Origin of the sequence: Janthinobacterium leeuwenhoeki (assembly GCF_051380795.1) — a bacterium.
Taxonomy (GTDB): Bacteria; Pseudomonadota; Gammaproteobacteria; order Burkholderiales; family Burkholderiaceae_D; genus Janthinobacterium.
The window spans coordinates 1-18434 of record NZ_JBNYXT010000047.1 but is presented as its reverse complement, the minus strand read 5'-3'; the positions used below and the strand labels follow the sequence as shown (position 1 = coordinate 18434).

Genomic DNA, 18434 nt, shown 5'->3' with positions numbered 1-18434 from the left:
TGGTTCCTTATTTTTGGTTGCGCACGACGGCGACATCGATGCCGTTTTCAGACAGTTTGGTGCGCGCGCGGTTCATCGCTTCGAGCTGGTTGAACGGCCCGATGCGCACGCGGTGCAGAACGCCGGCGTCGGTGCTGCGGTCGCTGATGGCCGCTTCGAAGCCGAGCAGCGCCAGTTTGCCGCGCGTGCTTTCAGCGTCCGACATGTCATGGAAGGCGCCAGCCTGCAGATAATAAATCCATTTGTCGCTGGCTGCATCGGCCTTCGCTTGCGGCGCGGGCGCTGCTGGTGCTGCCGCTGGCGTTTTCGGCGCCGGCTTGTCCTTCAATGTACCGATCAATTCCTGCAGCGCGTCCGGCGGCGGCGCCTTCGGCTGCTGCGCGGTGGCGGGCGCGGGCGCCGGTGCGGCCGGCTGCGTCGGCGTGACGATCTCGCGTGGCTCCTTGGAGAAGTCGCGCGCCGCTTCCTTGGCCGCTTCCTTGTTGCCGTACATCGGCTTGTTCGGGTCGGCGATCTGGCCGGCTGTCGGTTCGGTCGATTTGCCGGCCTTGCCCGATTTGTCCGTGAAGGGCGAGGCGCCCTTGGTGATCACCAGGGCAACCACCACGGCGATGCCCAGGCCGATGACCAGGCCGATGATGATGCCGACCAGGGTATTGCCCTGCTGGCGCCGGGTCGAAGAGAAACGGGAAGCATGATTCATTGACGGTTTGACCTTCGCGATTACATTTTGTTTGGCGCGGACACGCCGATCAGTGCCAGACCGTTGCGCAGTACCTGGCGCGCGGCGATGACGAGGGCCAGACGGGCCATCTTGACGGCTTCGTCCTCGACCAGCACTTTTTCGGCGAAGTAGAAGCTGTGCAGGTTGGCGGCCAGGTCGCGCAGGTAGAAGGCGACTTGATGCGGTCCCAGTTCCGCTTGCGCGCGCGCCAGCATTTCAGGGTAGGCGGCCAGGGTCGCCAGCAGGGTCGCTTCGGTCGGCGCCGTCAGGGGAGATAAATCAACGCCGGCGACCGTGCTGGCATCGCCGCCCCAGTTTTCCAGGATGCGGCAGATGCGCGCATGCGCGTACTGCACGTAATAGACCGGGTTTTCATCGGTGGTTTTCAGCGCCACGTCGACGTCGAAGACGAATTCCGTGTCGGCCTTGCGCGAGATCAGGAAGAAGCGCACGGCGTCGCGGCCTTTGGCGATGTCGCCGCCGCCCGACCATTCGATCAGGTCGCGCACGGTCACGTAGGAGCCGGCGCGCTTCGAAATCTTGACTTCTTCGCCGTCCTTCATGACGGTGACCATCTTGTGCAGCACGTAGTCGGGGTAGCCTTGCGGGATACCCATGTCGACCGCCTGCAGGCCGGCGCGCACGCGCGCGATGGTGCCGTGGTGGTCGCTGCCCTGGATATTGATGGCCTGTACGAAGCCGCGCTGCCATTTCACCAGGTGATACGCCACGTCCGGCACGAAATATGTGTAGGTGCCGTCCGTCTTGCGCATGACGCGGTCCTTGTCGTCGCCGAAGTCGGTGGTGCGCAGCCACAGCGCGCCATCCTGCTCGTAGGTGTGGCCCGCCTTGATCAAGGTTTCGACCGCGCTATTGACCTTGCCGTCCGCGTACAGCGACGATTCCAGGTAGTAATTGTCGAACTTCACGCCGAAGGCCTGCAAGTCGATATCCTGCTCGTTGCGCAGGTAGGTGACGGCAAACGGGCGGATCGAATCGATGTCTTCCACGTTGCCGTTGGCTGTCGCTGGCATGCCATCGCTGGCCGAGACGGTCTTGCCGGCCTTGAAGTCGTTGGCGATATCGGCGATGTAGTCGCCGTTGTAGGCGGACTCCGGCCATTCGGCGTCGCCCGGCTTGACGCCGCGCGCGCGCGCCTGCACGGAATTGGCCAGGGTCTGGATCTGCACGCCCGCGTCGTTATAGTAGAACTCGCGCGTCACTTGGTAGCCTTGCGCGTCGAACAGCGAGGACAGGGCGTCGCCCAGGGCGGCCTGGCGGCCGTGGCCCACGTGCAGCGGACCGGTCGGGTTGGCCGAGACGAATTCCAGGATGACCTGCTTGCCGGCGCCTGCCGTGCTGCGGCCATAGCTGTCGGCCTCGCTCAAGATGGTTTTTACCACGGCTTGCTTGGCGGCGGCGGACACGCGCACGTTGATGAAGCCGGGACCGGCGATTTCCACTGCCTCGACCAGACCCTTGCCGGCGGGATTGGCCAGCACGGCGCTGACGATGGTTTGCGCCAGTTCGCGGGGATTCTGTTTCAGCTGCTTGGCCAGCTGCATGGCAATATTGCAGGCGACGTCGCCATGCGATGCATCGCGTGGTCGCTCGAGCACCACGGTAGGCGCAAGCGAAGTGCCGGCCAGGACGGGAGCGAGGGCGGCCTGGAACAGGGCGATGATTTCTTGTTTCTGTTGGGCGAGCATGAGCAGGATGGCGGCGGAACCGCGTTAAGAATGAATAGAATGAATCAAAAAGCAAAACGGACGGCAAGTATTCAAGCCGCCCAGACTGCGTTAATTATACTGGTTTGCCGGCGGGAACAATACGCTTGCCGGCAAGGTCCCCGTGCCGGCGCATTTCACGATATTATCAGGACAACATGCCCATGTTGGTGCATGAAAACATCAGCATGGCGCATTCTGCTTGTATATATGCAGTTTTTTGCTGCAATTTACAGGTATCGCTGCAATCGCTTGGGCCAGAGGGCGCCACAAACGCTACAATCGACCCTTTATTGATGACGCGCGGCCGCGACTTTGCCACCATGCAGCCCGCCGCGCGCAGCCACACCGGATAACTATGAACAAGCGCCCCACGCTGAAATTGAAAACCAAGCCGGCGCCAGGCCAGGCGCCTGCCGCACCGAAATTGCGTCCCAGCTACCATCCCGACCTGAAGCCGGTCTTGCAGCCAGGCTTCCAACCCGATTTGCGCGCCGACTCGCTGGCGTTTTGCCTGCTGGGCGCGGCCAATGCCGTGGCGCAAGTGCGCACCGGCACGGCGCTGCCGCAGGCGCTGGCCAAGGTGTTTGCGCAATCGAACGCCAGCCCGCAGGCGCGCGGCGCCATCCAGGATATTTCCTATCGCACCATGCGCCAGCTGGGCCGCAGCGAAACCCTGGTCGGCCTGATGACGTCGAAGGCGCCCGAGCCGCCGATGCTGGCCGCGCTGCTGTGCTGCGCGCTGTCGCTGATGTCGGCCGAGCCGGGCGAACAGCCGTACGAAGAATTCACGGTGGTCGATCAGGCCGTCACGGTCGCCACCTCGCACCCTGACCTGGCGCACGCCAAGGGCATGGTGAATGCCGTCTTGCGCCGTTTCTTGCGCGAACGCAAATCCTTGCTGGAAGCGGCCCTGCAGCAACCGTTGGCGCAATGGAACTATCCGCAGTGGTGGATCGACTCGCTGCGTCTCGCCTATCCGCGCGACTGGCAAGCCATTCTGACGGCCGGCAATGCCGTGCCGCCGCTGACCTTGCGTGTGAATCGCCGCAAGAGCACGGTTGTAGCGTATCTGGCCGTGCTGGCCGAGGCGGGTATTGCCGCGCGCCAGGTAGGACCATTTGCCGTGCGCCTGGACAAGCCGATCGGCGTGGCGCTGATTCCCGGCTTCGAGCAGGGCGTCGTTTCCGTGCAAGATGCCGGCGCGCAATTGGCCGCGCCGTTGCTGGATTTGCAGGATGGCATGCGCGTGCTGGACGCCTGCGCGGCGCCCGGCGGCAAGACGTGCCACATCCTGGAGCTGGCCGACGTGCAAGTGACGGCCATCGATGCGGACGCCAAACGCCTGCCGCGCATCGCGGAAAACCTTGAGCGCCTGGGCCTGGACGCTACCCTGAAGGCGCAGGATGCGCAATCGAGCGCGTGGTGGGACGGCCAGCAGTACGACCGCATCCTGGCCGATGTGCCGTGCACGGCCTCGGGCATCGTGCGCCGTCATCCCGATATCCGCTGGTTGCGCCGCAAGGGCGACGCGTTCCAACTTGCAACACTTTCCTCCAAAATTCTGGACAACCTGTGGCAGATGCTGCGCCCCGATGGTAAATTGCTATTCGTGACATGTTCATTGTGGCCGCAAGAGTCCGAGGCACAGGCGGCGGCATTTGCGGTACGCAATAATGCGACCCGATTGACAGCGCCTGGCCAGCTGTTGCCGACTGGCAGCGCGGAGCAGGACCATGACGGTTTGTTCTATGCGCTATTCCAAAAAAATGCGGCTTGAGCGATTCGTCGAACCTTTTCCTACGGACTACACCGGCACACTTGTGACAACACGACTCTTCCGACTCCTGGCCCTGCTGCTGATGCTGGCATGCACCATGCCACGCGCGCATGCCGCCGACATGGTCGAGATCACCCGTGCCTACATCGAGTCGGGCGAAGAGGGCTACAAGCTGGCTGCCACGTATTCCTTCGAGCTCAATCACGACCTCGATGATGCGGTGCAGCATGGCGTGCCGCTGTATTTCACGACGGAAATCGAACTGAGCCGGCCCCGCTGGTACTGGTTCGATGAGAAAGCCATCGTGGCGCGCCAGACCAGCAAGCTGTCCTACAACGTGCTCACGCGCCAGTATCATGTGTCGGGCGGTGCCTTGCAGCAAAGCTTCCCCACCCTCGATGACGCGCTGTTCCTGATTCGCCGTCCCAGCCGCTGGCTGGTGGCGCGGCGCGGTGAGCTGAAAGTGGGGCAGACGTATAACGTCACCTTGCGCATGGGCATGGACCGCGACTACCTGCCCAAGCCGATACAGGTCAATGCCTTCAATAACAGCGACTGGCGCCTGGCTTCGAATAAAAAAACTTTCTTGTATACGGCGGAGTAGTGAGTCAAGCATTGCGCTATCTGCTGGTGGTGGGCGGCGGCATTGTCAGTATCCTGCTGTTCCTGCTGGCGTCGGCTTCCGACAATTCCGGCTTCTTCGACCGTTACTACACCTGGCTGCTGGGCCTGAACGCGGCCGTGGCCGTGTCCCTGCTGGCGCTGGTGGGCATTTCCCTGGCGCGCCTGTACGCGCGCTACAAGAGCGGCAAGTTCGGCTCCAAGCTGATGGCCCGCCTGGTGATGCTGTTCGCCATCGTCGGTATCCTGCCGGGCCTGGTGATTTTCGTGGTATCCGTGAGATTTGTCTCCCATTCCATCGAGTCCTGGTTCAACGTCAAGATCGAAGCGGCGCTGGAATCGGGGATTGAGCTGGGCCGCGCCGGCCTCGATGCGGCCCTGGTCGAGCTCAAACACCGGGGCAACAAGGCCGTCGAGGAGCTGGGCGCCGATCCGGTGGCCAGCCCGGCCGTGCTGACCAGCCTGCTGCGCGAAGAGGGCATGCAAAATGTCATGATCGTCAGCGGTGATGGCATGCTGCTGGCCAGCGCCGGGCCGCACAGCGCGGCTGACTTGCCAACGCCGGCCATGCTGGTGAAGGCGGCCCCTCCGGACGGCTATGCCTTCGCGGAAGGGGGGCAGGAGTTGCACGATGATGGCACGGAGTCGGGCGGTGGCGGCTTCCGCGCGGGTACGCCGGCGTCGCTGGAAACGGCGACCAGCCTGCGTCTGCGGGTGCTGGTGGCCGTGCCGGGGCCGTCCGTCTCGCCCCGCTACTTGCAATTGCTGCAATCGGTACCGCCCAAGCTGGCGACGAATGGCGAGGTGCTGCGCGCCGCCTACAGTGAATACAAGGAACGTTTCGTCGCGCGCGTGGGCTTGCGCAAGATGTACATGGAAATTCTCACCCTGACCTTGCTGCTGGCCATTTTCGGCGCCATCGGCAGCGCTTTCCTGATCGCGGGCAACTTGGCTCAGCCCCTGCTGCTGCTGGCCGAAGGCACGCGCGCCGTGGCCGAGGGCGACCTGTCGCCGCGCCCCATCGTCGCCACCAAGGATGAGCTGGGCACCCTGACGCAGTCGTTCAACATCATGACGCGCCAGTTGCTCGATGCGCGCACGGCCGTGGAAAGCAACCGCGCCGCCTTGCAAAACGCCAAGGCCCACCTGGAATCGGTGCTGGCGAACATGTCGGCCGGCGTGATGGTGCTCGACGGCGATTTCAAGCTGGTGACCTGCAATGAATCGGTCGAGCGCATCCTGCAGCATTCGGGCATGAGCATGGTAGGCCAGCCGCTGGCGCATACTGCTGGAATGGAAGAATTTGGCGGCGCCATCATCAGTGCCTTCACGGCGCAAAGCGCGCAATCGGCGTCCGGCCGCAACCAGCAGCGCCTGCACTGGCAGCGCCAGATCGAGATTCCGCGCCGCCTGGGCAGCAGTGCCGACGAGCATGACATTACCTTGCTGGCGCGCGGCTCGCGCCTGCCGCTGGAGTCCGGCAGCGGCTACATCGTCGTGTTCGATGATATTTCCGACGTGATTTCCGCGCAGCGCTCGATCGCCTGGGGCGAGGTGGCGCGCCGCCTGGCGCATGAAATCAAGAATCCGCTCACGCCCATCCAGCTGTCGGCCGAGCGCCTGCAGATGAAGCTGGAAGGCAAGCTGGAGCAGTCCGATGCGGACCTGCTCAACCGCGCCACCAGCACCATCGTCAAGCAGGTCGATGCGATGAAGCGCATGGTCGATGACTTCCGCGACTATGCGCGTACGCCGCCAGCCGTGCTCATGCCGTTGGGCCTGAACGAACTGATTGAAGAGATCCTGAACCTCTACCTGCGCGGCGATGATGGCGACATCATCCACCCACAGCTGGCGCCGAATCTGCCGATGGTGATGGGCGATCCGACCCAGCTGCGCCAGGTGATTCACAACTTGCTGCAGAACGCGCAGGACGCCATGGCCGAGCTGCTGCCGGACTCGCCGCATCCGCGGATTGACGTGAGGACGGAAGCAATTCATTATCGCAGTGCGGACGGCGGCGTGAAAATCGCCGTGCGGCTCGCCATCAGCGACAATGGCCCTGGTTTCGCGCCAAAAATCCTGGCGCGTGCCTTCGAACCTTATGTGACGTCAAAGGCGCGCGGCACGGGATTGGGCCTGGCGATGGTCAAGAAAATTATCGATGAACATGGCGGACGCATCGATATCGAGAACCGGGTCGACGGCAATGGCGCTTCGCTGGTCATTTTGCTGTTAAAGTTAGCTCCCGACACTCCTGCCCAGAATTTCCTGGCGTGAGGGTCTGGTTTAGTATTTAAAACACTAATAAAATCATAGTTGTCCGCCGTGTGCATCTTGTGCGCGACGGCCGGCGAAATGAGGAAGGCAAGACACGAATGGCAAACATACTCGTAGTGGATGATGAAATGGGTATCCGTGAGTTGCTCTCGGAAATTTTGGGCGACGAAGGACATGCTATCCAGCTGGCCGAAAATGCGCAGCAGGCGCGTGAAGCGCGTGCCGCCGGTGCGCCGGATCTGGTATTGCTCGATATCTGGATGCCCGACACCGATGGCGTCACCTTGCTCAAGGAGTGGCAGCGCGACGGCTTGCTGACCATGCCGGTGATCATGATGTCGGGCCACGCCACCATCGATACGGCGGTCGAGGCGACGCGCATCGGTGCCATGAATTTCCTGGAAAAACCGATTGCCCTGCAAAAACTGCTGAAGGCGGTCCAGCAAGGCTTGACGCGGGCACAGGAAACCGTGCGCGCGACTAGCGTGGCGCCGCGTCCCGTGGCACCCGTGGTGGCCGAGGAAAGCAACCATCCCGTGCCCAGCTTTGGCGGCAGCGCGCCGCAACAGCTGATGGTGCGCCCAGGCATCGCCCTACCGGCGGTGGCCGAAGGCCATGGCTACAACTTGTCGTTCGACTTGCCGCTGCGCGAGGCACGCGATGCGTTCGAGCGCATGTATTTCGAACACCACCTGGGCCGCGAAGGCGGCAGCATGACCCGCGTGGCGGAAAAAACGGGCCTCGAACGTACCCATTTGTACCGCAAGCTGAAACAGCTGGGCGTCGAACCGGGCAAGCTGGCCAAGAAAAACCTGTGACGGCAGCCGTGCGGCGTCCGACGCCGCTGACTTTGGTCAGCGGTGGACGCGCCGCCGGGCGCGAGGCGGCTATCGCGCAAGCCTTGTCGCCTGGCCAGCCGGCCGCCGTGATCCTCGAGGGCCTCGCTGACGGCAACGCCATCCTGGCCGACCTGGCCGAGCAAGTTTCCCCTTCTCCATCATTTCCCTTGCAACTGTTGCGCATCGCGCCCGGTTGCCTGTGCTGCAGCGGCAATCTCGTATTGCGTGTAACATTGAATCGTCTGCTGCGCCATCCACCCGCGCGCTTGTTCGTCAGCCTGGCCGACGCCTCGCACATCGAGCAATTGCGCACCTGGCTCACCGCCAGTCCCTACGATGCCCTGCTGGCGCTGCAAGCAGATATAGTGGTTTCCTGACGATTTATCGGCCGACTTAGCGCAAGCGCAGTTTGCATCTCGTTACAACTCTGTAGCCCGCAGGGTGGCATGGCCGCTTGAAATGGCGCCGTGTGTACCCACCTCTGTTCTGACACCGCAGGAGCTTCTCCTGCTTGAGCGAAGGATGCAAAATGAATCTGATCTATAACAGCGAACAATATAGCGTCGTGGAATTCGGCGTCGACGTCGACCTGGAAGCCCTGCGCTTTGGCGGCTATGAAATCGTCGACAAGGGCGGCAAGCGGGAAACGTTTATCGCCGGCATACTTGCGCAAAACTTCCGCCGCGACGTCACGGAATTGATCGCCAGTGAACCCAGCATGGAAGAGATCGATGATTTTTTGGGCAGCTATGATTCCCTCATGAGCCAGCCTGTCCTGTTGCACTAGTCTGATGGCTATCGCCACCATACCAATCCGCCTGACGGCATGGTATGGTGGTTGGGTTACCCTGCTGCAAACAGACCATGTGCCAACTTCTCGGAATGAATTGCAATGTCCCCACGGACATTGTCTTTAGTTTTACCGGCTTCGCCATGCGCGGCGGCCATACCGATACCCACCATGACGGCTGGGGCATCGCCTTTTTCGAGGGCGCCGGCGTGCGTCATTTCGTCGACCACCAGGCGGCCATCGCCTCGCCCGTGGCCGAACTGATCAAACGCTACCCCATCAAGTCGCGCAATGTCATCGCGCACATCCGCAAGGCCACGCAAGGCCAGGTGGCGCTGGAAAACTGCCACCCCTTCGTGCGCGAACTGTGGGGCCGCTACTGGGTCTTCGCCCACAATGGCGATTTGAAGCAATTCCACCCCGTGCTGACGGGCAGTTACCGCCCCGTTGGCTGCACCGACAGCGAGCTGGCTTTCTGCTACCTGCTGCAGGAACTGCACGCGCGCTTTGGCGATGCCCCGCCAGCATTGCCGCAATTGCATGCCGCCCTGGCGGAGTTGTTGCCCAGCATCGCGGCCCACGGCACCTTCAACATGATGCTGTCGAGCGGCGAGGCGCTGTTTGCCCATTGCTCGACCAGCTTGCACTATCTGGTGCGACAACATCCGTTTCCAACTGCTAAACTCTCCGATGAAGACCTGAGCGTGGACTTTTCCCAGGTGACGACGCCCCAGGACCGCGTGGCCGTGATCGTTACCCAGCCGCTGACGACGAATGAACAATGGACGGCGTTTGTGCCCGGTGAATTGAAATTATTTGTCGACGGGATGGTGCAAGACACGCCAGTGGCCTAATTTGTTGACGACAATACGCCGGATTGCTGCCAAAATACCCACAGCGCGGGCGAAATTCAGCTAAAGTATTGTCAATAGTGAACCTTGATGCGGGCGCGGCGCGGCCGGCGTCACTCGACGTGATTGATGAAGAGTTAATGATCGATATTTCCAGCAACGACATCACCCCGAAACCCTTGCGCGTGCGCGAGTTTTATCTGGGGCGACAACCTATCCTTGACCGCAATCAAGCCCTGTTTGGCTATGAGTTGCTTTTCCGCAACGCTCCGGTCGGCCCCGCCAACATTACCAGCGACCTGTCCGCCACGGCGTCCGTCATCGCCCACGCTTCCCAGCTGGGCATGGAAAAGGTCATCGGCGACGCGCTCGGTTTCGTCAACGTCGATGCCGACGTGATCATGAGCGACATCTTCGTTTTCCTGCCGCGTGAAAAAGTCGTGCTGGAAATCGTCGAATCGATGCCCGTCACGCCGGAAGTGCGCGCGCGCATCAGCGAACTGGTGGGCCATGGCTTCACCTTCGCGCTGGAAAACGTCGTGGCCGATACGTCGCAAGTGCAGGAATTATTGCCGCTGGTGCAATATGTAAAAATGGACATGAGCACGGTCGACCCGAAGGTGCTGGCAGCCCTGGCGCCCCGTTTCAAGCAGGAAAACAAGAAACTGGTGGCGGAGAAGGTCGAGACGCGCGAAGAATTCAAGTCGGGCCTGGATCTGGGCTTTGATTATTTCCAGGGCTATTACTTTGCCAAGCCCGCCATCATGACGGGCAAAAAACTGTCGCCGTCGCAACTGGCCGTCATGGAACTGATGACCCTGGTGACCTCCGACGCCGACAACATGGATATCGAGCGCGCCATCAAGCGCGACGTGTCGCTGGCCCTGAACCTGCTGCGCCTGGTCAATACGCCGGCCGTGGGCGCGCGCCAGCGCATCGATTCGCTGAGCCAGGCCGTGACCGTGCTGGGCCGCCGCCAATTGCAGCGCTGGTTGCAAATCATGCTGTATGCGGAACCAAGCAAGCGCGGCCATAGCATGACGCCGCTGCTGATGCTGGCCACCACGCGTGGCCGTTTGCTGGAATTGCTGGCGCATAAACTGCGCCCGAACCACGCCCATTCGGCCGATATCGCCTTTACGGTCGGCATCATGTCGCTGATGGACACCCTGTTCGGCGTGCCGATGTCGGAAATTCTCAGCCAGATCGAAGTGATCGACGAAGTAGCCGAAGCGCTGCTGTCGCGCGAGGGCTTCTATGGCGACCTGCTGCGCCTGGCCGAGTGCATCGAGCGCATCGAAGACATGGAAGGCGAGATCGTGCCAACCCTGCGCGATCTGGCCATGTCGCCGGACGACCTGGTGGAACTGGAAATGGCCGCCTACGAATGGAGCGACAACGTCGTAAGGTATGCGTTGTAGGTAGGATTAGGTGGGGCCGCCGAGGCCCGCAGGGCCGTAATCCGACAACATTGTTGGCACTGACCGGTGTTGTCGGATTACGCGCAAGCGCTAATCCGACCTACCCGCTGTCGTAGCATCCCTTAAAAAGCCCCGCACGGCGTCGCCGTGGCGGGGTTTTTTCTTAGGCTGCGGCGCCGGGCCAGTGCTTGTGCAGCTCGCGGTCGGTACGCAATCTCCACAGGGCTAGCACGACGACGACGGTAGCGACGAGCAACGCGTTCCACCTGACGACGCGCTGTTCGGTTAGTGCGCTTCGGCGCGCGATAAGTTCCGCGCGCCTTGTACATATATCATGACAGATTCGGTGCCAGCCAGCGTTCCACGTCCTCGATATTGGCGCCACGGCGCTTGGCCATGTCTTCCACCTGGTCCATGCCGATCTTGCCGACGACGAAGTATTTCGACTCCGGATGGGCAAAATAGAAGCCGGACACGGCCGCGCCGGGGAACATGGCATACGATTCGGTCAGCTGCATGCCGATTTCCCCGGCCTGCATGACCTCGAACATCTCTTTCTTGACCGTGTGCTCGGGGCAGGCAGGGTAGCCGGGCGCGGGGCGGATGCCCACGTATTTCTCGCCGATCATGTCGTCATTGCTCAAGTGCTCGTCTGGCACATAACCCCACAAATCCTTGCGCACGCGCTCGTGCAGGTATTCGGCAAACGCCTCGGCCAGGCGGTCCGCCAGCGATTTGAGCATGATGGACGAGTAATCGTCGTGCGCATCTTCGAAGCGTTTTTCGTATTTCTCGATGCCCAGGCCGGAGGTGACGGCGAACATGCCGATGTAATCCTTCACGCCCGATGCCTTCGGCGCAATAAAGTCGGCCAGGCACTGGTTCGGACGCTGCACGCCGTCGACCACGGGTTTCACGCCCTGCTGGCGCATGCCGTAGTAAGTGAACGCCACGCTACTGCGCGTATCGTCCGTGTACACCTCGATATCGTCGTCATTGACGCTGTTGGCCGGCAGCAAGGACACGACGCCATTGGCTGTCAGCCAGCGCCCGTCGATGAGTTTTTTCAGCAGGGCCTGGCCTTCCGCGTATACCTTGGTGGCCGCGTCGCCCACCACCTCATCCGTCAAAATGGCGGGGAAGGGGCCGGCCAGGTCCCAGGTCTGGAAGAACGGGCCCCAGTCGATATAGTTGGCCAGGGTGGCCAGGTCGACATTTTTAAAGACGCGGCGGCCGATGAACTTCGGTTTCACGGGTGTGCAGGCGCCGTCGAAGGGCACGCTCATCTTGTTGGCGCGCGCCTGCGCCAGCGGCAGGATGGGCAGGGCCTTCTTGTTGGCGTGCTGCTCGCGGATGCGCGCGTAATCGAGTTCGATGTCTTCCACGTATTTGTCGCGCTGTTCCGGCGTCAGCAACGATTGCGCCACGGAGACGGAACGCGAGGCGTCCGGCACGTAGATCACGGGGCCTTCGTAGTTGTGGGCGATTTTCACGGCCGTGTGGGCGCGGCTGGTGGTGGCGCCGCCGATCAGCAGGGGGATCTTGAGCATGCGGAAATGTTCATCGCGCTGCATTTCCTTGGCGACATACGCCATTTCTTCCAGCGACGGCGTGATCAGGCCGGACAGGCCGATGATGTCCGCGTTTTCCACCTTGGCGCGCGCGAGGATTTCTGAGCAGGGCACCATCACGCCCATGTTGACCACTTCGAAGTTGTTGCACTGCAGAACGACGGTGACGATATTCTTGCCGATGTCATGCACGTCGCCTTTCACGGTGGCCATGATGATCTTGCCTTTCGGCTTGGCGACGATGCCCGTGCGCTTTTCTTCCAGCAGCTTTTCTTCCTCGATGAATGGAATCAAGTGGGCCACGGCCTGCTTCATGACGCGCGCCGATTTCACCACTTGCGGCAAGAACATTTTACCTTGGCCAAACAGGTCGCCGACCACGTCCATGCCGGCCATCAGCGGGCCCTCGATCACGTGGATGGGGCGTCCGCCATTGTGCAGCAGTTCCTGGCGCGCTTCTTCCGTGTCTTCCACGATGAATTGCGTGATGCCGTGCACCAGCGCATGCGACAGGCGCGCCTGCACGGTGCCTTCGCGCCAGGCCAGGGTTTGCGCCTCGGCCTTGCCGCCCGCCTTCAGGGTGCCGGCAAATTCGATCATGCGCTCGGTCGAGTCTTCGCGGCGGTTCAGCACCACGTCTTCCACGCGCTCGCGCAATTCCGGGTCCAGGTTGTCGTACACGCCCACCATGCCGGCGTTGACGATGCCCATGGTCATGCCGGCCTTGATGGCGTGGTACAGGAAGACGGTATGGATGGCTTCGCGGGCTGGATCGTTGCCGCGGAAACTGAAGGAGACGTTCGACACGCCGCCAGAGATCTTTGCGTACGGCAAGTTTTCCTTGATCCAGCGCGTGGCGTTGATGAAGTCGACGGCGTAGTTGTTGTGCTCTTCGATGCCGGTCGCGACGGCAAAGATGTTCGGATCGAAAATGATGTCTTCCGGCGGGAAGTCCAGCGCATCGATCAACAAGTGATATGCGCGGGCGCAAATCTCGATCTTGCGCTCGAAGGTATCGGCCTGGCCTTTTTCATCGAAGGCCATGACGATCACGGCCGCGCCATAGCGGCGGCACAGCTTCGCCTGGCGCAGGAATTCCTCTTCGCCTTCCTTCATCGAGATGGAATTGACGATGGCCTTGCCCTGCACGCATTTCAGGCCCGCTTCGATGACCGACCACTTCGACGAGTCGACCATGATGGGCACGCGCGAAATATCAGGTTCCGAAGCGATCAGGTTCAAAAAGCGCGTCATGGCGGCCAGCGAATCGAGCATGGCCTCGTCCATGTTGATATCGATCACTTGCGCGCCGTTTTCCACCTGCTGGCGCGCCACCGACAAGGCTTCGTCGTATTGCTCGTTGAGAATCATGCGCGCGAACGCTTTCGACCCCGTGACGTTGGTGCGCTCACCCACGTTGACGAACAGCGATTCTTCATTGACGACGAACGGTTCCAGGCCGGCCAGGCGCAAGTCGTGCGACGGGGCCGGCACGCTGCGCGGCGTGTTTTTCGACAGCAATTCGCCGATGGCGGCGATGTGTTCGGGCGTGGTGCCGCAGCAGCCGCCCGCCATGTTCAAAAATCCTGCGTCGGCAAATTCGCGCAGCAGGGCGGATGTGTCGGCTGGCAACTCGTCAAAGCCCGTGTCGCTCATGGGATTGGGCAAGCCCGCGTTCGGGTAGATACAGACGAAGGTGTCGGCGATCTTGGCCAGCTCTTCCGCGTATGGACGCATCAGGGCGGCGCCCAGCGCGCAGTTCAGGCCGATGGTCAGCGGTTTCGCGTGGCGCACGGAATTCCAGAAGGCGGGCACGGTCTGGCCCGACAAAATGCGTCCCGAGGCGTCCGTGACGGTGCCGGAAATCATCAGCGGCAGGCGCACGACGTCCGGATTCTGCTCGTAGAACAGGTCGATGGCGAACAGGGCCGCCTTGCAATTCAGAGTATCGAAAATGGTTTCCACCAGCAACACGTCGGCGCCGCCTTCCACCAGGCCCTGCGTCTGCTGCAGGTAGGCGGCCACCAGTTGGTCGAAACTGACGTTGCGCGCGGCCGGGTCGTTGACGTCGGGCGAGATCGACGCCGTCTTCGGCGTGGGGCCCAGGGCGCCGGCGACGAAGCGCGGCTTGTCCGGGGTGGAATACTTGTCGCAGGCGGCGCGCGCCAGTTTGGCCGCCTGCACGTTCATTTCATAGGCCAGGTGGGCCATGTGGTAATCGTCTTGCGCGATCGTCGTGGCGCCGAAGGTATTCGTTTCGATCAGGTCGGCGCCGGCTGCCAGGTAGCGCTCGTGGATTTCCTGGATGATGTGCGGCTGCGTCAGGGTCAGCAGTTCGTTATTGCCCTTGACGAACAGTTCGCGCGCGCCACTGTCGGCCGGCGCGGCGAAATCGATGAAGCGGCCGGCGGGACCGCCGCGGTAGGCTTCTTCGTCGAGCTTGTATTGCTGGATGATCGTGCCCATGGCGCCGTCGAGAATCATGATCCGCTGCGCCAGAATGGCGCGCAAGGTGGCTTCGGTCGGGGACATGGCGGGGATCACGGTATCGTTCATTTCATGCTTTCAATAGGCAAACGGGCGGCGGCGCGGCGACAAGACAAGTACGAGGCGGCTGCGGGCCAGCAGGATCAGCTGACGGAGAGTGCCGGCCGGGTAGGGCGGGCAGAAGGTGGCAATCGCCTGATATCACCGGGTCTAAAATTATACGGCATCAGGCTGCTTTGGCTTTAAGCAAAAGCGGCCGTTCGCCGCACGGCCGGCCTTCTTGCAACACATCGCCTTCCGCTACGCCTGCTTCTGAAATGACATTTCTGAAAATCTTACTCAAAACGTTAATTCTTCCGCCAAAGTTGGCGGGAAGGTATGCCTTCTAGGCTGTGGAAAAATTTCCACATTATTTATGCGCTATCAGCCTATTTTTAATGAATTGAATGGCAATAGCTGCAAAGGAAAATAAATTCGATTTCAGCCAGTGCAGAGTGAGAGGAATAATGCTCTGAATAAATTTTGCCAAACAGATATTTTCATTATTATCAAAACCAATTGAATCAAAAGCATTAATAGTTGTTATTGGGAATCAAATTAGCCGATAATATTGGTTCCTGGAAATTAAATTCTCACCAAAAGTCACCAATATGTCACATTTATCTTGTGTCCTCCCCGGCATCGCGCTGCACAAACATGGTTGCCAGCCATGAAAAACCATCTGCTTGTCGCATTGTTTGTCATGCTGGGCTTGTCCGCTTGCGGCGGGGGAGGCGGTGGCGGTGGCGACACGGTGGTGGCGACCACTTCGGGTACTCCCGTCCTGACTCCTGCCGTGACGGCCGTCTCGGCGGCGAATGTCGTCGTGGGCGGCAGCCTGGTGGTGACGGGCACGAATCTGAGCCGCGTCACGGCCTTCCAGGTGGCCGGCGTGACCGTTGCCACCAGTGCCGCCAGCGAGACCAGCGTGACCCTGGCCATGCCTGGCGTGCCCGTCACGGGCGCCTTGAGCCTGGTCAGCGCCGGTGGCACGGTGGCCACCAGCTATAACGTCAATGTGTATCTGCCATTGAGCGTGGGCAGCGTCGCACCGGCGACGGGCGGTGTCGGTTCCAGCGTGACGATCACGGGTGGCGGCATGGGCGCCGTGACGGCGGTGCAGTTTGGCATTGGCGCGGCGGCAACGCCACAAAGCCAGACGGCCAGCAGCGTGACCGTGGTGGTGCCTGCGGGCGCGGCGACAGGCGCGCTGACGGTGCGCGGTCCCTACAACGATGTGATCAGCAGCGACGCGTACACGGTCTTGGCCAGCGTGGCGGTGACGTCGATCACGTCGGCCGTCAACGGCGCGGCCTTGTCGGTGACGGTGCAGGGCAGCAATCTCGATCAGGTCAGCTCGGCTTCGGTGGGCAATACGCCGGCCGTCATCGTCAGCGCCAGTGCCAGCCAGCTGCTGCTGTCTGCGCCAGCGGCGGCAACGGGCAACGTGATGCTGTCGGCCGCTTCGCGCATCGCCGTCAATGCGGGCACGGTGTCGGCCTTTACCCTGGGCAGCATTGATTTCGCGCAAGTGCTGAATTTGAACGCCAGCAATACGGCCTTGCGCCTGACGCGCGGCAAGCCGGCCGCCGTGCGCGTGTCCGTGCTGGCCACGCAGGCGGGCCAGGCCAGCCCGGCAGTCACACTGAATGCGACCGCCGCCAATGGCAGCAACCTGGGCAGCATCGCGATGACGGGGCCGGCGCTCTTGCCGACGACGAAGAACGACGACAGTTTCAATGGCAACTTCAGTGCCGTCTTGCCCTCCGGGTGGATCTTGCCCGGCGTGCGCGTGCGCGTGACGGCCGTCGGCAATGACGGCGTGCAAGTAAGCCAGGAAGCGGCGCCCGTGGTGGCCAGCCTGGCCAGAATCCGTCTGGTGCTCGTGCCCTTGAGCACCGATGATGGTGTAGCGCAACTGCCTGACGCCGAGGTGATCCGTGCCGCGCTGCTGCGCGTGTATCCATATGCGACGGAAAATATCAGCATCACCACGCGCGCTGCGCTGAGCATGCCAGGCAGCAGCACGGCCGACAGCTGGTGGAGCGATACCCTGGGCAAGCTGGAAAGCAAGCGCGCGCTGGAAGACAGCGGCGCCTATTATTATGGTTTCGTGCCGAGAATGTCCTCCAGCCGCGCCGCCGGCCTGGCCTACATCAACCAGCGCAGCAGCGGCAACGACTTTACGTCGGCCATCGGCCTGGATGCCAGGTTCACCAGCATCGCAGCGGTCGATCCATTCGGCAATCAATGGCCGGAATGGCTGACCACGCTCGTGCATGAGCTGGGCCACAACCACTCGTTGCAGCACGTTGCCTGCGGCGGCCCGTCCGGCGCCGTTGCCGACTACCCGTATGCGAATGGTAATCTGGGCCCGCAACCGCTGTACAACAGCAACTATGCGGGCAGCATTGGCCAGCTGAGCAAGGCAGTCTACGGCAGCACGCCGATGAAGGACGTGATGAGCTATTGCAGCGGCGCCTGGTTCTCCGACTACAGCTATGCGCGGGTGCAGCAATTCCTGGAAAAACGCAGCACGCAGGTGACAGGCAGCAATGTGCTGGCCGCCAGCATGTCCGTGGCCGAGAACGGCTATCTGACCATTTCCGGCCGCATCACGGCAAGCGGCGTGGCCTTGCGCCCAGCCGTCGCCTCGTCCACGCGCGTTGGCGCAGCGGCCAGCGGCAGCGGCCAGGCGTATACCTTGCGGATAGTGACGGCGTCAGGAGCGACTATTGACTTGCCCTTCGATGCCGTGACCGTGGCCGACCATGGCGGCAGCGCCATGAGCCACTTCCGCGTCAGCTTCGCCAATCCGGGCGATATCAGCGACGTGAAAGTATTGTCAAAAGGTAAGGCATTGGCCACCCTGGACCGCCCGCTGCGCCGCAGCAAGGCCGCCAACGATGGCAGCTTTGAGGTCAAGCAAAGCGGCGGCCAGCTGGCGCTGGTCTGGGATGCGCAAGCGGAACCGTATGCGGCCGTGCTGCACGTGGCAGCCGATGGCCGCAAGACGGTGGTCGCTAGCGGCTTGACGGGTGGTAATGCCAGCCTCGACGTAAGCGCCTTGCCGGCCGGTGGCCGCTTCGAGGTCAGCCTGTCGTCGTCCGTCCGCGCGCGCCTGATGAACGTCCAGCGCCGCTAAGCCAGCGGGCCGGATGCAACAAGGGCTTGCCGCGGCAAGCCCTTTTTTTATGGTGCGCCCGGCAGGGCGCACTCACTTGGAGGTGAAAGTCCTCTACTCGCCCGACAAGGGGAAGAGTTAGCTGAACGGCAAGGGTGTCGCGGGTGACTGCGAATCTGA

12 protein-coding genes are annotated in these 18434 nt (G+C 61.9%); 9 read left to right on the top strand and 3 right to left on the bottom strand.

Annotation, left to right across the window (positions count from 1 at the left end; all coding sequences use genetic code 11):
• Positions 1–7: 7 nt before the first annotated feature.
• Together ACQ4WS_RS23610 and argS are read right to left on the bottom strand one after the other, a co-directional pair.
• Positions 8–703, bottom strand: a complete 696-nt coding sequence (locus tag ACQ4WS_RS23610; protein ID WP_436479438.1) for an SPOR domain-containing protein — start codon at positions 701–703, stop codon at positions 8–10.
• 20 nt (positions 704–723) lie between these two features.
• Positions 724–2433: an arginine--tRNA ligase gene (gene argS, locus ACQ4WS_RS23605; protein ID WP_436479437.1), complete on the bottom strand. Its 1710-nt coding sequence runs from the start codon at positions 2431–2433 to the stop codon at positions 724–726.
• Between the two features lie 376 nt (positions 2434–2809).
• Between argS and rsmB the strand changes: the two genes are divergently transcribed.
• The 8 genes from rsmB to ACQ4WS_RS23565 all read left to right on the top strand — a co-directional run bounded on the left by rsmB (position 2810) and on the right by ACQ4WS_RS23565 (position 11033).
• Positions 2810–4231 (top strand): 16S rRNA (cytosine(967)-C(5))-methyltransferase RsmB, encoded by a 1422-nt coding sequence (gene rsmB / locus ACQ4WS_RS23600; RefSeq protein ID WP_436479436.1) that lies wholly within the window; start codon positions 2810–2812, stop codon positions 4229–4231.
• The gene (locus ACQ4WS_RS23595) at positions 4203–4835 is read left to right on the top strand and encodes a DUF4390 domain-containing protein (RefSeq protein WP_436479435.1); all 633 of its coding nucleotides are present in this window, start codon (positions 4203–4205) and stop codon (positions 4833–4835) included. Before rsmB ends, ACQ4WS_RS23595 begins: the two co-directional genes overlap by 29 nt.
• On the top strand, positions 4835–7132 hold the full coding sequence (locus tag ACQ4WS_RS23590; protein ID WP_436479434.1) for a sensor histidine kinase: 2298 nt from the start codon (positions 4835–4837) through the stop codon (positions 7130–7132). The genes ACQ4WS_RS23595 and ACQ4WS_RS23590 overlap by 1 nt, the downstream gene beginning before the upstream one ends.
• Before the next feature lie 98 nt (positions 7133–7230).
• A complete protein-coding gene (locus tag ACQ4WS_RS23585) occupies positions 7231–7950 on the top strand; it encodes a response regulator (protein WP_436479433.1) in 720 nt (239 codons plus the stop codon).
• Positions 7947–8348, top strand: coding sequence for a GTPase (locus ACQ4WS_RS23580; protein WP_436479432.1), 402 nt, complete (start codon positions 7947–7949; stop codon positions 8346–8348). Before ACQ4WS_RS23585 ends, ACQ4WS_RS23580 begins: the two co-directional genes overlap by 4 nt.
• 152 nt (positions 8349–8500) lie before the next feature.
• The gene (locus tag ACQ4WS_RS23575; RefSeq protein WP_102122217.1) at positions 8501–8758 is read left to right on the top strand and encodes a BTH_I0359 family protein; all 258 of its coding nucleotides are present in this window, start codon (positions 8501–8503) and stop codon (positions 8756–8758) included.
• A gap of 77 nt (positions 8759–8835) precedes the next feature.
• Positions 8836–9615, top strand: coding sequence for a class II glutamine amidotransferase (locus tag ACQ4WS_RS23570; RefSeq protein ID WP_436479431.1), 780 nt, complete (start codon positions 8836–8838; stop codon positions 9613–9615).
• A 137-nt stretch (positions 9616–9752) separates the two neighbouring features.
• Positions 9753–11033, top strand: a complete 1281-nt coding sequence (locus ACQ4WS_RS23565) for an EAL and HDOD domain-containing protein (protein WP_332861207.1) — start codon at positions 9753–9755, stop codon at positions 11031–11033.
• A 332-nt stretch (positions 11034–11365) separates the two neighbouring features.
• On the opposite strand, the gene metH is transcribed toward ACQ4WS_RS23565, so the two are convergent.
• Entirely contained in the window at positions 11366–15160 is a 3795-nt protein-coding gene (gene metH / locus ACQ4WS_RS23560) for a methionine synthase (RefSeq protein WP_436479430.1), read from the bottom strand.
• Between the two features lie 640 nt (positions 15161–15800).
• Here metH and ACQ4WS_RS23555 point away from each other — a divergent pair.
• A complete protein-coding gene (locus tag ACQ4WS_RS23555; protein ID WP_436479429.1) occupies positions 15801–18275 on the top strand; it encodes an IPT/TIG domain-containing protein in 2475 nt (824 codons plus the stop codon).
• Positions 18276–18434: the final 159 nt, after the last annotated feature.